13 protein-coding genes are annotated in these 14,990 nt (G+C 70.0%); 12 read left to right on the top strand and 1 reads right to left on the bottom strand.

Annotated features, from left to right (window positions below):
* Window positions 1-43: 43 nt before the first annotated feature.
* From AC1MEY_RS11305 to AC1MEY_RS11285, 5 genes are all read left to right on the top strand, one after another.
* Window positions 44-715, top strand: a complete 672-nt coding sequence (locus AC1MEY_RS11305) for a GNAT family N-acetyltransferase (protein ID WP_480230716.1) — start codon at window positions 44-46, stop codon at window positions 713-715.
* Window positions 716-759: 44 nt separating this feature from the next.
* Window positions 760-1,479 carry a 3'(2'),5'-bisphosphate nucleotidase CysQ gene (locus tag AC1MEY_RS11300; RefSeq protein WP_480231427.1) on the top strand — a complete coding sequence of 240 codons (720 nt, stop codon included), beginning with the start codon at window positions 760-762 and terminating at the stop codon, window positions 1,477-1,479.
* A 114-nt stretch (window positions 1,480-1,593) separates the two neighbouring features.
* Window positions 1,594-2,832 (top strand): cysteine--1-D-myo-inosityl 2-amino-2-deoxy-alpha-D-glucopyranoside ligase, encoded by a 1,239-nt coding sequence (gene mshC / locus AC1MEY_RS11295; RefSeq protein ID WP_480230715.1) that lies wholly within the window; start codon window positions 1,594-1,596, stop codon window positions 2,830-2,832.
* A gap of 13 nt (window positions 2,833-2,845) precedes the next feature.
* Window positions 2,846-3,724 (top strand): SDR family oxidoreductase, encoded by an 879-nt coding sequence (locus AC1MEY_RS11290; protein ID WP_480230714.1) that lies wholly within the window; start codon window positions 2,846-2,848, stop codon window positions 3,722-3,724.
* A gap of 73 nt (window positions 3,725-3,797) precedes the next feature.
* Entirely contained in the window at window positions 3,798-4,769 is a 972-nt protein-coding gene (locus tag AC1MEY_RS11285; RefSeq protein WP_480230713.1) for an acyl-ACP desaturase, read from the top strand.
* Here AC1MEY_RS11285 and AC1MEY_RS11280 read toward each other — a convergent pair.
* Entirely contained in the window at window positions 4,766-5,629 is an 864-nt protein-coding gene (locus AC1MEY_RS11280) for a PAC2 family protein (RefSeq protein WP_480230712.1), read from the bottom strand. The two genes, AC1MEY_RS11285 and AC1MEY_RS11280, sit on opposite strands and share 4 nt — an antisense overlap.
* A gap of 191 nt (window positions 5,630-5,820) precedes the next feature.
* Between AC1MEY_RS11280 and metH the strand changes: the two genes are divergently transcribed.
* From metH to AC1MEY_RS11245, 7 genes are all read left to right on the top strand, one after another.
* Entirely contained in the window at window positions 5,821-9,597 is a 3,777-nt protein-coding gene (gene metH, locus AC1MEY_RS11275; protein WP_480230711.1) for a methionine synthase, read from the top strand.
* 14 nt (window positions 9,598-9,611) lie between these two features.
* Window positions 9,612-10,292 (top strand): HAD family hydrolase, encoded by a 681-nt coding sequence (locus AC1MEY_RS11270; RefSeq protein WP_480231426.1) that lies wholly within the window; start codon window positions 9,612-9,614, stop codon window positions 10,290-10,292.
* A 119-nt stretch (window positions 10,293-10,411) separates the two neighbouring features.
* A complete protein-coding gene (locus AC1MEY_RS11265; protein ID WP_480230710.1) occupies window positions 10,412-11,884 on the top strand; it encodes a sugar porter family MFS transporter in 1,473 nt (490 codons plus the stop codon).
* A 58-nt stretch (window positions 11,885-11,942) separates the two neighbouring features.
* Complete coding sequence (locus AC1MEY_RS11260; RefSeq protein ID WP_480230709.1) at window positions 11,943-12,224, top strand: phosphoribosyl-ATP diphosphatase; 282 nt, start codon at window positions 11,943-11,945, stop codon at window positions 12,222-12,224.
* Window positions 12,225-12,256: 32 nt separating this feature from the next.
* Window positions 12,257-13,108 (top strand): ATP phosphoribosyltransferase, encoded by an 852-nt coding sequence (gene hisG / locus AC1MEY_RS11255; protein ID WP_480231425.1) that lies wholly within the window; start codon window positions 12,257-12,259, stop codon window positions 13,106-13,108.
* 18 nt (window positions 13,109-13,126) lie between these two features.
* Window positions 13,127-13,609 carry a DUF4126 domain-containing protein gene (locus AC1MEY_RS11250; RefSeq protein WP_480230708.1) on the top strand — a complete coding sequence of 161 codons (483 nt, stop codon included), beginning with the start codon at window positions 13,127-13,129 and terminating at the stop codon, window positions 13,607-13,609.
* Window positions 13,610-13,613: 4 nt separating this feature from the next.
* Window positions 13,614-14,990 (top strand): FAD-containing oxidoreductase, encoded by a 1,377-nt coding sequence (locus AC1MEY_RS11245; RefSeq protein WP_480230707.1) that lies wholly within the window; start codon window positions 13,614-13,616, stop codon window positions 14,988-14,990.

Below are 14,990 nucleotides of genomic sequence, written 5' to 3'. Positions count from 1 at the left end.
GAGCGTGGCCGGCGACGTCGCCCGGTGTTCTACGCTGGCGCCCATGACGGATCATGACCGGGCCGCCGCCCGCCGCGAGATCACCGACGCCCTGCTACAGGCGCTCGACCGCAGGCACGAGGTGCTCGACGCGATCGTCGAGGCCGAGGACAAGGCGGCCGCCGTCGCGGCCATCGCCACCCTCCTCGGCACGTCGAAGATCGGCGGCGAGGCGGTGATGGCCATGCAGTTCGACCTGCTGACCCGCGACTCCCGCAGGCGCATCGCCGCCGAACTCGAGGACCTCAACCGCCAGCTGTCGTTCCTGCTCGCCGATCGCCCCGCCAGTTCCGGTGACGACCTGACGCTGCGTCCGTTCTCCGGGACCGAGGACCGCGACCTGTTCGTCGCCAGGACCTCCGACGTGGGCGCCAGCGGTGACGGCTCCGGCGGGCCCGCCGGCAACATCGACGACGAGATCGCCGCCGCCCTGGCGCGGGTCTCCGCCGAGGAGGCGGTGTGGTTCGTCGCGGAGGAGGGGCCGGACAAGGTCGGCATGGTCTTCGGCGAACTCGTCGGCGGCGAGGTGAACGTGCGGGTGTGGGTGCACCCCGAGCACCGGCACCGCGGCTTCGGCACCGCAGCGCTGCGTCGGTCGCGGTCCGAGATGGCGGCGTACTTCCCGGCCGTCCCGATGGTGGTGCGGGCACCGGCCGCTACGCCACCGCCCGCGTGACCGACGCGGCGCTGGCCGCGCAGGTGGCGGATGAAGCCGGCGAGATGCTGGTGGCCCTCCGGGCCGAGGTCGGCTTCCGCGACCCCTACGACCTCGGTGACCTCGGTGACCGGCGCGCCAACACGCTGATCCTCAAGCGGCTGCTCGAGGAGCGGCCCGACGACGCCGTGCTGTCGGAGGAGGCCGCCGACGATCCGGTCCGGCTCCGGTCCGACCGGGTCTGGATCGTGGACCCGGTGGACGGCACCCGCGAATTCTCCACGTCCGGCCGCATCGACTGGGCGGTGCACATCGCGCTCTGGCAGCGCGACGGCGACCCGGAGGGATCACCGTACGGCGGCATCACCGACGCCGTCGTGGGGCTGCCCGGCTCCGGCGTGGTGTACCGCACCGACACGGTCGACGGCCCGCCGCCGCGCGAACCCGGCCCCATCCGCATCGCCACCAGCCGCCACCGGCCCCCGACGCTGCTGTGGTGGCTGCGCGACGTCCTCGACGTCGAACTGGTGGGCATCGGGTCGGCGGGCGCCAAGGCGATGGCAGTGGTCCGCGGCGACGTCGACGCCTACGTGCACGCAGGCGGTCAGTGGGAGTGGGACTCGGCCGCACCGGCCGGCGTGGTCCGCGCCGCCGGCCTGCACGCCTCGCGCATCGACGGGTCGCCGCTGCTCTACAACCGTCCCGACCCGTATCTGCCGGACCTGCTGATGTGCCGGCCGGAGTTCGCCACCCCGATCCTCGAGGCCATCCGCTCCATCTACTGACCCGGCTCGGGAATGGATCGGCCTGCGCCGGTGTCCCTCTCTGTCGAGTCACGAACGTGTCGAGTGACCCACCATCGGGAGGCTGTCCTGAACGCACACCCTAGAGTCGGAGCCATGCAATCGTGGCCCGCGCCGAACGTCCCGGCGCTGCCGGGACGTGGCCCGGAACTACGCCTGTACGACAGCGCCGACCGCCAGATCCGGCCCGTCGCGGCGGGCGAGACCGCCACGATGTACGTCTGCGGCATCACGCCGTACGACGCGACCCACCTGGGCCACGCCGCGACGTACCTGACGTTCGACCTGGTGTACCGGATGTGGCTGGACTCGGGCCGCTCGGTGCACTACGTGCAGAACGTCACCGACGTCGACGACCCGCTGTTCGAGCGCGCCGACCGCGACGGCATCGACTGGCGCGACCTCGGCGCCCGCGAGACCCAGCTGTTCCGCGAGGACATGGCCGCACTCGGCGTCCTACCGCCGCACGACTACGTGGCCGCCACCGACGCGATCGCCGAGGTCATCGAGCTGGTGGAGAAGATGCTCGCCTCGGGCGCCGCGTACGTCCTGGACGACCCGCAGTACCCCGACGTGTACTTCCACGCCGACGCCACCCCGCAGTTCGGCTACGAGTCCGGCTACGACCGCGACACCATGCTGAGGCTGTTCGGCGAGCGGGGCGGCGACCCCGACCGCGCGGGCAAGGCCGACCCGCTCGATGCTCTGCTGTGGCGCGTCGAACGTCCCGGCGAACCCAGCTGGCCGTCACCGTTCGGCCCGGGCCGCCCCGGCTGGCACGTCGAGTGCGCCGCGATCGCCCTGACCCGGCTCGGCACGGACGTCGACGTGCAGGGCGGCGGCAGCGACCTGATCTTCCCGCACCACGAGTTCTCCGCCGCCCACGCCGAATCCGCAACGGGGGAGCGCAGATTCGCCAGGCACTACTCGCACGCCGGGATGATCGGCTGGGACGGCCACAAGATGAGCAAGAGCCGGGGCAACCTGGTGCTCGTCTCACGGCTGCGCGCCGACGGCGTCGAACCCGCCGCCATCCGACTCGGTCTGCTCGCCGGGCACTACCGGGAGGACCGGTCCTGGAGCGACGAGGTCCTCTCCGACGCCCAGGCGCGGCTGCGGCGGTGGCGCGACGCCACCGGACTGGCCGCGGGACCGGACGCCACCGACGTCGTCGCCAGGGTGCGGCAGTACCTCGCCGACGACCTCGACACCCCCAAAGCCATTGCCGCGATTGACGGCTGGACCACCGACGCGCTCGAGTTCGGCGGTCACGACGAGGCGGCCCCGCGGACCGTCGCCGCCGCCGTCGAGGCACTCCTCGGAGTGGCCCTGTAGTACGTTTTCGCGCATGTCACGTGTGCGCGGAAAGGTCGTCCTCATCACCGGCGGAGGCGCGGGGGTCGGCGCCGAGGTGGCCCGCAGGCTGCACGCCAAGGGCGCCAACCTGGTCCTCACCGACGTCGACGAGGACGCACTGGACCGCAAGGCCGCCGAGTTCGGCACCGAACGGGTGCTCACCGTCGTCGCCGACGTCCGCGACCTCGAGTCCATGCAGGCCGCCGCCGAGGTGGCCGTCGAGCGCTTCGGCGGCATCGACGTCGTCGTCGCGAACGCGGGCATCGCGAGCTACGGGTCGGTGCTGCAGGTCGACCCCGAGGCGTTCAGGCGGCTCCTCGAGATCAACGTGCTCGGCGTCTTCCACACCGTGCGTGCCACGCTGCCGTCGATCATCGACCGCCGCGGCTACGTGCTGGTCGTGTCGTCGCTGGCCGCGTTCGCCGCCGCACCGGGGCTGGCGCCGTACAACGCCTCCAAGGCCGCGGTGGAGCAGTTCGCGAACGCGCTGCGCCTGGAGGTCGCCCACCGCGGCGTCGACGTGGGCGTGGCTCACATGTCCTGGATCGACACCGCGATGGTCCGCGACAGCAAGGCCGACATGCCGACGTTCGACGAGATGCTGTCCCGGCTGCCCGGTCCGCTGTCGCGCACGACGTCGGTGGAGCGGTGCGGCGAGTCGTTCGTCAAGGGCATTGAACGTCGTAGGACCCGGATCTACTGCCCCGGCTGGGTGGGTGCGATCCGGTGGCTCAAGCCGCTGCTGTCCACCCGGGTGGGCGAGATCCCGGTCCGCGCGATCGTGCCGGACGTCCTGCCCAGGATGGACGCCGAGGTGGCCGCGCTCGGCCGGTGGACGAGTGCGCACAACAAGGCGCACGAGGAGCGGTAGGCCCCCGCCTCCCCGGTTCAGCCTCCGCGCAGCGGTACCCTCGCCTGACCTGCTAGCCCGATGGTGAGGACCGATGTCGCGACCGCTGACCGACCTGGAACTGCTGCGCGAACTCGAGCCCGTCGCCGAGTCCGGGATGAACCTGCACCTCGCGACCACCAAGGACTGGAATCCGCACGACTACGTGCCGTGGTCGCTGGGCACGCCGGCGCACCGGCCGTGGACGCCCGAGGAGTCCGGGCTCACCGAGATCGCCCGGATCGCGATGATCACCAACCTCCTGACCGAGGACAACCTGCCGTCCTACCACCGGGCGATCGCCGAGCACTTCAGCCTGGACGACGCCTGGGGTGCGTGGGTGAACCGCTGGACGGTGGAGGAGAACCGGCACGGCATCGCACTGCGCGACTACCTGCTGGTCACCCGCGCCGTCGACCCCGACGCCCTCGAGCGGGCCCGCCTGACCCAGGTCACCGCGGGCTTCAGCCCCGGCCAGCAGGGTCAGGGCTCGGTCGCGCCCGAGTCGATGCTCGACGCGCTGGTGTACGTCACGTTCCAGGAGCTGGCGACCCGGGTCTCGCACCGCAACACCGGCCGGGCCTGCAACGAGTCCGTCGCCGACGTGCTGCTCAAGCGGGTCGCCGCCGACGAGAACCTGCACATGATCTTCTACCGGGGGCTGGCCGCCGCGGCGCTGGACCTGGCGCCGGACCGCGCGATGCACTCGATCTGCCGGATCCTGGTGAACTTCCAGATGCCGGGCTTCTCGATCCCCGACTTCCGCCGCAATGCCGTGAAGATCGCGGTCGGCGGGATCTACGACCTGCGGCAGCACCTCGACGAGGTCGTCCTGCCCGTCCTGCGGTACTGGCGCGTGTTCGAGCGCACCGACTTCACCGGCGACGGTGAGCGCAGCCGCGACGAACTGGCCGCGTTCATCGAGCGCATGGAGGACGAGGCCGCCAAGTTCGAGCTGTCGAAGGCGCGCTACCTGGAACGCGACGCGATGCGCGCCGAGCGGGCTGCGGTCAAGGTCGGCCGCTAGCTCCCGCGGTAGCCGGGGCCGCGGCGGCGCAGGTAGCGCTCGAACTCCGCGGCCAGCGCGTCGCCGTCGATCTTGCCGAGCGCCTCGGTCATGTCGACCTCGGCGTCGCCGCGCTCCTCGAGGGACTGCACGTACTCGGCGATCTCCTCGTCGTCGGCGGTCATCTCGGTGACGGCCTGCTCCCACTCCTCGGCGGCCGTCGGCAGGTCGGCGAGCGGCACCTCGACGTCGAGCACGTCCTCCACGCGGCGCAGCAGGGCCACCGTCGCCTTCGGGTTGGGCGGCTGCGACACGTAGTGCGGCACGGCGGCCCAGAAGGTGACGGCGGGGATGCCCGCGGCGACGCAGGCGTCCTGGAACACGCCCGCGATGCCCGTCGGTCCCTCGTACCGGGTCTCCTCGAGCCCGAAGTACTTGGCCGACTCCGGCGAGTAGGCGGCGCCGGACACCGGCACCGGACGCGTGTGCGGCGTGTCGGCGAGCAGCGCGCCGAGGATGACGACGGTGTCGACGTTCAGCTTCTCGGCGATCCGCAGCAGTTCGGCGCAGAAGGTGCGCCAGCGCATGTTGGGTTCCACGCCGTGCATCAGCACGATGTCGCGCTCGCTGCCGGGCGGTCGGCAGTGCGAGATCCGCAGGGAGGGCCAGACCAGCTCGCGGGTGACGCCGTCGATCTGCCGGATCACCGGGCGGTTCACCTGGTAGTCGTAGTACGCCTCGTCGTCGATCTCGACGATGGTCTCGGCCTCCCAGATCGCGTCGAGGTGCTCCAGCGCATCGCTCGCGGCGTCGCCGGCGTCGTTCCACCCCTCGAAGGCCGCGACCACGATCGGCTCGTGGAGTTCGGGCAGGTCTGTCACGAGGCCAGCGTAAGCCCTGTGCCGGACGGGGGAGCGGCACCTGCGGGCGCGACGCGTCGGCCGTTCCGGACGTTGGCGGCACGACGACGTAGACTCGTCTGGTCGAGAGGCGTTGCAACGGCTGCCTGGGGGTCTCACCTCGGTATCCGCCACGCTCGGCAGAGCCAAGGACGCCTTCCGCTACGGAAGGAATGTACGTGACCTCCTCTGAGCCGAAGATCGCCGACACGGCCGCTTTCACGCCGAACGTCCGCCCGGACTGCACCGATGAACTCACTGCAGCCCTGAACCAGCGGATCATGGTGATCGACGGCGCGATGGGCACGGCCATCCAGCGCGACCGCCCGGACGAGGCGGGCTACCGCGGCGACCGGTTCACCGAGTGGCCGACCGCGCTGCAGGGGAACAACGACCTGCTCACGCTCACGCAGCCGCAGATCATCGAGGGCATCCACCGCGAGTACCTCGAGGCCGGCGCCGACATCCTCGAGACCAACACGTTCAACGCGAACGCCGTCTCGCTGTCGGATTACGACATGGCCGACCTCAGCTACGAGCTGAACTTCGCCGGCGCCGCGCTGGCCCGGCGGGCCGCCGACGAGTTCAGCACCCTCGACAAGCCCCGCTACGTCGCGGGCGCGCTCGGACCGACCACGCGCACCGCGTCGATCTCGCCGGACGTCAACGACCCCGGCGCCCGCAACGTCTCCTACGACCAGCTGGTCGCCGCCTACCTCGAGGCCGCCAACGGCCTGGTCGACGGCGGGTCCGACCTGCTCATCATCGAGACCATCTTCGACTCGCTGAACGCGAAGGCCGCGGTGTTCGCGGTCGAGACGCTGTTCGAGCAGCGGGACCGCCGGTGGCCGCTGATCATTTCCGGCACCATCACCGACGCGTCCGGCCGCACGCTGTCCGGTCAGGTCACCGAGGCGTTCTGGAACGCGATCCGGCACGCCAAGCCGCTCGCGGTGGGGCTGAACTGCGCGCTCGGCGCACCGGAGATGAGGCCGTACATCGCGGAGGTGGCGCGCATCGCGGACACCTTCGTCTCCTGCTACCCGAACGCCGGCCTGCCCAACGCCTTCGGCGAGTACGACGAGGACCCGGAGCACCAGGCCGGGTACATCGCCGAGTTCGCCGAGGCCGGTCTGGTCAACCTCGTCGGCGGGTGCTGCGGCACCACGCCGGAGCACATCGCCGAGATCGCCAAGGTCGTCGAGGGCAAGCAGCAGCGCCGGCTGCCGGAGATCCCGGTGGCCACCCGGCTCTCGGGTCTGGAGCCGCTCAACATCACCGACGACTCGCTGTTCGTGAACATCGGCGAGCGCACCAACATCACCGGTTCGGCCCGGTTCCGCAACCTGATCAAGGCCGAGGACTACGACACCGCGCTGTCGGTCGCCCTACAGCAGGTCGAGGTTGGTGCGCAGGTCATCGACATCAACATGGACGAAGGCATGATCGACGGCGTCGCCGCCATGGATCGCTTCACCAAGCTGATCGCGGCCGAGCCGGACATCAGCCGCGTCCCGGTGATGATCGACTCCTCCAAGTGGGAGGTCATCGAGGCGGGCCTGAAGAACGTGCAGGGCAAGCCGATCGTCAACTCGATCTCCATGAAGGAGGGCGAGGAGAAGTTCGTCCGCGAGGCCCGCCTGTGCCGCAAGTACGGCGCCGCCGTCGTCGTGATGGCGTTCGACGAGCAGGGCCAGGCCGACAACCTGGAGCGCCGCAAGGAGATCTGCGGGCGCGCCTACCGGATCCTGACCGAGGAGGTCGGCTTCCCGGCCGAGGACATCATCTTCGACCCGAACTGCTTCGCACTGGCCACCGGCATCGAGGAGCACGCCACCTACGGCATCGACTTCATCGAGGCCTGCGCGTGGATCAAGGAGAACCTGCCCGGGGTCCACATCTCCGGCGGCATCTCCAACGTGTCGTTCTCGTTCCGCGGCAACAACCCGGTCCGCGAGGCCATCCACGCGGTGTTCCTCTACCACGCGATCCGGGCCGGTCTGGACATGGGCATCGTCAACGCGGGCTCGCTGGTGCCCTACGACTCGATCGACGCCGAACTGCGGGACCGCATCGAGGACGTCGTGCTCAACCGTCGCGAGGACGCGGCGGAGCGGCTGCTCGAGATCGCCGAGCGGTTCAACAGCTCCGAGAAGGCCGACGACCCGGTGGCCGCCGAGTGGCGCAGCCTGCCGGTCCGGGAGCGGATCACCCATGCCCTGGTCAAGGGCATCGACGCCAACGTCGACGACGACACCGAGGAACTTCGGGCCGAGATCGCCGCGGCGGGTGGCCGCCCGATCGAGGTGATCGAGGGTCCGCTGATGGACGGCATGAACGTCGTCGGCGACCTCTTCGGCGCGGGCAAGATGTTCCTGCCCCAGGTCGTGAAGTCCGCCCGCGTGATGAAGAAGGCCGTGGCGTACCTGCTGCCCTACATCGAGGCCGAGAAGGCGCAGCCCCTGCCCGGGGCCGCGGTGAAGAAGGACACGAACGGCACGATCATCATGGCGACGGTCAAGGGCGACGTCCACGACATCGGCAAGAACATCGTCGGAGTCGTGCTGCAGTGCAACAACTACGAGGTGATCGACCTCGGCGTGATGGTGCCCGCCCAGAAGATCCTGGACGCGGCCAAGGAGCACGACGCCGACATCATCGGGCTGTCCGGGCTGATCACCCCGTCGCTCGACGAGATGGTCAACTTCGCCGTCGAGATGGAGCGTGCCGGGCTGGAGATCCCGCTGCTCATCGGTGGGGCGACCACCTCGCGTGCGCACACCGCCGTCAAGGTGGCGCCGCGGCGCACCGGCCCGGTCGTGTGGGTCAAGGACGCGTCCCGCTCGGTCCCCGTCGCCGCCGCGCTGCTGGACGACAAGCAGCGGCCGGCGCTGCTGGAGGCCACCGAGGCCGACTACGCGTCGCTGCGCGAACGCCACGCGCAGAAGAACGAGCGCAAGATGCTCACGCTGGAGAAGGCGCGCGCCAACCGCACGCCGGTCGAGTGGGAGGGCTACACGCCGCCCGTGCCCGCCCAGGGCCTCGGCGTGCGGGAGTTCGCCGACTACGACTTCGCCGAACTGCGCGAGTACATCGACTGGCAGCCGTTCTTCAACGCGTGGGAGATGAAGGGCCGATTCCCCGACATCCTCAACAACCCCATCTCCGGCGAGACGGCCCGCAAGCTGTACGAGGACGCCCAGGAGATGCTCGACACGATGATCAAGGAGAAGTGGCTGACCGCCAACGGCGTCATCGGCTTCTTCCCGGCGAACGCGGTCGGCGACGACGTCGAGGTCTACACCGACGAGAGCCGCACCGAGGTGCTGACACGGCTGCACAACCTGCGCCAGCAGGGCGAGCACCGTCCCGGCATCCCGAACCGCTCGCTGGGTGACTTCGTCGCACCCAAGGACACCGGCCTGTCCGACTACGTCGGTGCGTTCGCCGTCACCACCGGACTCGGCATCCACGACAAGATCAACGAGTTCAAGACCGCCAACGACGACTACAACGCGATCCTGCTGGAGTCGCTCGCCGACCGCCTGGCCGAGGCGTTCGCCGAACGGATGCACCAGCGGGTCCGCAAGGAGTTCTGGGGTTTCCAGCCCGACGAGCAACTCGACAACGAGGAGCTGATCGGCGAGAAGTACGTCGGCATCCGCCCGGCTCCCGGCTACCCGGCCTGCCCCGAGCACACCGAGAAGGCGACGCTCTGGGACCTGATGGACGTCAAGGACCGCACCGGCATCGAGCTGACCGAGTCGATGGCGATGTGGCCCGGCGCCGCGGTCAGCGGCTGGTACTTCAGCCACCCGCAGTCGCAGTACTTCGTGGTCGGGCGGATCGCCCAGGACCAGGTCGCCGACTACGCCAGGCGTAAGGGCTGGACGCTCAAGGAGGCCGAGCGCTGGCTGGCCCCCAATCTCGGCTACAACCCGGAGGACTGAGCGTGCAGGCAGTGCTGAAGGCCGTCCTGTGGGACATGGACGGCACGCTCGTCGACTCCGAGAAGCTGTGGGACGTGGCGCTGCACGAGCTGTACCGCAGGCACGGCGGGTCGCTCAGTGCAGAGGTTCGGGAGTCGACGGTGGGCGGGTCCGCCGAGACGGTGATGGCGATCGTCTTCGCCGATCTCGGTCTGGACCCCGAGCCGGGTCGCGTTGCGCGCGAGACCGATTGGCTGCACGAGTACGTGGGCGAACTGTTCGCCCGCGGGCTCCCGTGGCGGCCGGGCGCGCGCGAACTGCTCGAGGGTCTGGCGGCGGACGGGGTGCCGATGGCACTGGTCACCAACACGCGACGCGACCTGACCGATCAGGCGCTCAACAGCATTGGGCGGCAGTTCTTCTCGGCCACCGTCTGCGGTGACGAGGTGGCGCACGGCAAGCCCGCGCCGGACCCCTACCTGCGCGCAGCCGAACTGCTCGGCGTCGATCCGGCGGACTGCCTGGCCATCGAGGACTCCACCACGGGCACCACCGCCGCGGAGGCGGCCGGGTGCGGCGTGCTCGTCGTGCCGATCGACGTGGTGGTCCCGCGTACCTCGCGACGGCACCACGCCGACACCCTCGCGGGCATCTCGGTGACCGACCTGCGCACCATTTACGCCGATCTCGACGCGTCAGCAACGCCCGTCGGCTAAGCCGTTGCGCTAGCTGGCAATTGCGGGGGCGATTCCCACGCGCCGGTGATTCCCGAACACCCGACACTGACCTCCATCAGTGCTTGAATGTGTTACAGGTCACCGCGAAAGGACGTCTCATGGCTGGTCAGGGTCCCCCCGTCGACGATTCCGCGTCGGCAATCACCGACGAGGACTTCTCCTCCGGTCGCACCGCCGTGCGGATCGCCGGTGTCGCCGCCCTCGGCGGTCTGCTGTTCGGCTACGACAGCGCGGTGATCAACGGCGCCGTCGACTCGATCCAGGAGGACTTCGGGATCGGCAACGCCGAGCTGGGCTTCGCCGTCGCATCGGCCCTCCTCGGTGCCGCGGCCGGCGCCATGACCGCGGGCCGCATCGCCGACAAGATCGGCCGCATCGCGGTGATGAAGATCGCCGCGGTGCTGTTCTTCATCAGCGCGTTCGGCACCGGCTTCGCCCACGAGGTGTGGACCGTGGTGCTGTTCCGCATCGTCGGCGGCATCGGCGTCGGCGTGGCGTCGGTGATCGCGCCGGCCTACATCGCCGAGACGTCGCCGCCCGGCATCCGCGGCAGGCTCGGATCGCTGCAGCAGCTGGCGATCGTGTCGGGCATCTTCCTGTCGTTCGCCATCAACTACCTGTTGCAGTGGCTCGCGGGCGGGCCCAACGAGCCGCTGTGGTTCGGCCTCGACGCGTGGCGCTGGATGTTCCTGGTGATGGCCGTCCCGGCGGTGCTGTACGGCTCACTCGCGTTCACCATCCCGGAGTCACCGCGGTATCTCGTTGCGAGCCATCAGATCCCCGAGGCGCGCAGGGTCCTCAGCACGTTGCTCGGCAAGAAGAACCTCGAGATCACGATCACCCGCATCCGGGACACCCTGGAGCGCGAGGACAAGCCGTCGTGGCGCGACATGCGCAAGCCCACGGGCGGCATCTATGGCATCGTGTGGGTCGGCCTCGGGCTGTCGGTGTTCCAGCAGTTCGTCGGCATCAACGTCATCTTCTACTACTCGAACGTGCTGTGGCAGGCGGTCGGCTTCAGCGCCGACGACTCCGCGATCTTCACCGTCATCACCTCGGTGATCAACGTGTTGACCACCCTCATCGCGATCGCGCTGATCGACAAGATCGGCCGCAAGCCGCTGCTGCTCATCGGGTCGTCGGGCATGGCGATCACGCTGATCACGATGGCGGTCATCTTCGGCAACGCGACGCTCAACGCCGATGGGACGCCCAGCCTGCCCGGCGCCTCCGGGACGATCGCGCTGATCGCGGCCAACCTGTTCGTCGTCGCCTTCGGCATGTCGTGGGGCCCGGTGGTCTGGGTGCTGCTCGGCGAGATGTTCCCCAACCGCATCCGCGCCGCCGCCCTCGGCCTCGCCGCCGCCGGGCAGTGGGCCGCCAACTGGCTGATCACCGTCACGTTCCCGGGTCTGCGCGAGCACCTCGGTCTGGCCTACGGCTTCTACGGGCTGTGTGCGGTGCTGTCGGGTCTGTTCGTGTGGAGGTGGGTCATGGAGACCAAGGGCATGGACCTCGAGGACATGCACGGCCAGATCATCGCCAGCCCGAAGACCGCCACCAACCCCTGATCGCGACGGGCCCGTCACGGCGGTCCGGGGAAACCGCCGTGACGGCGCCGTGCGCGGCGTGGAACAATCGCGAGCCGTGAAGACCTTCGATGCGCTGTTCGCCGAATTGAACGAGCGTGCGCGCACCCGGCCCGAGGGCAGCGGTACCGTCGCGGCGCTCGACGGTGGCGTGCACGGGCTCGGCAAGAAGATCATCGAGGAGGCCGGCGAGGTCTGGCTGGCCGCCGAGCACGAGGGTGACGAGGCGCTCGCCGAGGAGATCAGCCAGCTCCTCTACTGGACGCAGGTGCTGATGATCAAGCGCGGGCTCACCCTCGACGACGTGTACGCCAAGCTGTGAGCGGCTCAGGGGCGAACGCGTCGGCGGCGAACCTGCTCCGGGTCGCCGTCCCCAACAAGGGGGCGCTCAGCGAATCCGCCGCCGAGATCCTGTCGGAGGCCGGCTACCGCCGCCGCCGCGACGCCAAGGACCTGACGGTCATCGACCGCGTCAACAACGTCGAGTTCTTCTTCCTGCGGCCCAAGGACATCGCGATCTACGTCGGTTCGGGGCAGCTCGACCTGGGCATCACCGGACGCGACCTGGCCGCCGACTCCGGCGCCGCCGTCGGCGAGCGGCTCGCCCTGGGCTTCGGCAACTCCACCTTCCGCTACGCAGGCCCGATCGGCCGCGACTGGGCCGTCGAGGACCTCGCCGGCCTGCGGATCGCCACGTCGTTCCCCAATCTGGTCCGAAAGGACCTGGCGGACAGGGGGATCGACGCGACCGTGATCCGGCTCGACGGCGCGGTCGAGATCTCGGTGCAGCTCGGCGTCGCCGACGTGATCGCCGACGTCGTCGGATCCGGACGCACGCTCGGCCTGCACGACCTCGTCGCGTTCGGTGACTCGCTGTGCGACTCGGAGGCCGTGCTCATCGAGGGCGACGACCCCGACCCGGCGACCGCCCCTGCCCGCGCACAGCTCACCGCGCGCGTGCAGGGCGTGGTGTTCGGTCAGCAGTACCTGATGCTGGACTACGACTGTCCGCGAACGGTTCTCGATCGCGCGACCGCCGTCACGCCCGGCCTGGAGTCGCCCACCATCGCGCCGCTGGCCGACCCGGACTGGGCCGCGGTCCGAGCGCTGGTGCCGCGCAGCGACGTCAACGCGATCATGGACGAACTGGCCTCCATCGGGGCCAAGGCCATCCTCGCTTCGGACATCCGGTTCTGTCGCTTTTGACGTGTTAGCGTCCTGCGCATGACGCATGCGCTCGTCCTCGTCCTCGCTGTCCTGATCGGTGTCGTGGCGGGGCTGCGGGCGCTGACGCCGCCGGCCGCCGTCGCCTGGGGCGCCATGCTGGGTTGGCTGCCCACCGAGGGCACCTGGGCCGAGTGGGTCGGCCATCCCATCACCGTCGCGGTGCTGACGGTCCTGCTGATCGTCGAACTGGTCACCGACCAGTTGCCCAAGACGCCGCCGCGGACCGTGCCGCCGCAGTTCATCGCGCGACTGCTGACCGGTGCCTTCGCCGGTGCGGTGATCGGCGCCGGCTTCCACCACACGTTCAGCGCCATCGGCGCCGGCATGATCGGCGCCGTGCTGGGCACGCTCGGCGGCTTCCACGCCCGTCGCGCGCTGGTGAGCCGCAACGGCGGTCGCGACCTGCCGATCGCCGCCACCGAAGACGTCATCGCAGTCCTCGGCGGGTTCGCCGTGGTCGCCCTCGCCGCCACGCTCTGACGCCATGGCCCGCGAATTCGACGCCATCGTCATCGGAGCCGGCCAGGCCGGCCCGCCGCTCGCCGGCCGACTGACCGAGGCGGGCAAGACCGTCGCCGTCATCGAACGGAAACTGGTCGGCGGCACCTGCGTCAACTACGGCTGCATCCCCACCAAGACGTTGGTCGCGAGCGCGCACACCGCCCACGTCGCCCGCCGCGCCGCCGACTTCGGCATCGGCACCGGCGACGTCACCGTCGACATCGCGAAGGTGAAGGCGCGCAAGGACCGCATCATGCTCGACGACCGACACGGCCTCGAGTCGTGGCTCGAGGGCATGGACGGCGCGACGCTGATCCGCGGCCACGCCCGCTTCGAGGGGCCGCATCAGATCCGCGTCGGCGACGAGGTGCTCACCGCGCCGCAGATCTTCCTCAACGTCGGTGGGCGCGCGACGGTCCCCGACGTGCCCGGCCTCGCCGACGTCGACTACCTCACCAACGTCGGCATCCTGGACCTCGACGAGCTGCCCGAGCACCTCGTCGTGCTGGGCGGCAGCTACATCGCCCTCGAGTTCGCCCAGATGTACCGCCGCTTCGGTGCGCGGGTCAGCGTCGTCGAACGTGGTCCGCGGCTCACGTCCCGTGAGGACGAGGACGTGTCCGCCGCGATCAAGGAGATCCTCGAGGCCGAGGGCATCGACGTCCACCTCGACGCCACCGGCATGCGAGTGGTCAAGCACGACAACGGAACTGGTTTCGACCTGTATCCGAGCGACGGCGCCGATCCCGTCTCGGGCAGCCACCTGCTGGTGGCCACGGGCCGGCGACCCAACACCGACGACCTCGGCCTCGACGTCGCCGGCGTCGCCACCGACTCGCACGGGTACGTCGAGACCGACGATCAGCTCCGGACCAACGTCGAGGGCATCTGGGCCATGGGCGACTGCAACGGCAAGGGCGCCTTCACCCACACCTCCTACAACGACTTCGAGATCGTCGCGGCCAACCTCCTCGACGGTGACGCACGCCGGGTCAGCGACCGGGTGAGCACCTACGCGCTCTACATCGACCCGCCGCTGGGCCGCGCGGGCATGAGCGTGGACGAGGTGCGCAGATCGGGCCGCAAGGCGCTGGTGGGCAAGCGGCCGATGACGAAGGTCGGGCGCGCCGTCGAGAAGGGCGAGACGCAGGGCTTCATGAAGGTGGTCGTCGACGCCGAGACCGAGCAGATCCTCGGCGCCGCGATCCTCGGGGTGGGCGGCGACGAGGTGATCCAGGACATCCTCGACGTGATGACCGCCGGACTGCCGTACACCGCGATCTCCCGCACCATGCACATCCACCCCACGGTCGGCGAACTCGTGCCGACCATGCTGCAGGGCCTCGAGCCGCTGACGTAG

This window comes from Mycobacterium sp. PTI7 (assembly GCF_056679845.1).
Note: the sequence above shows the minus strand (reverse complement) of the source record. Positions and strands in the feature narration are given on the sequence as shown.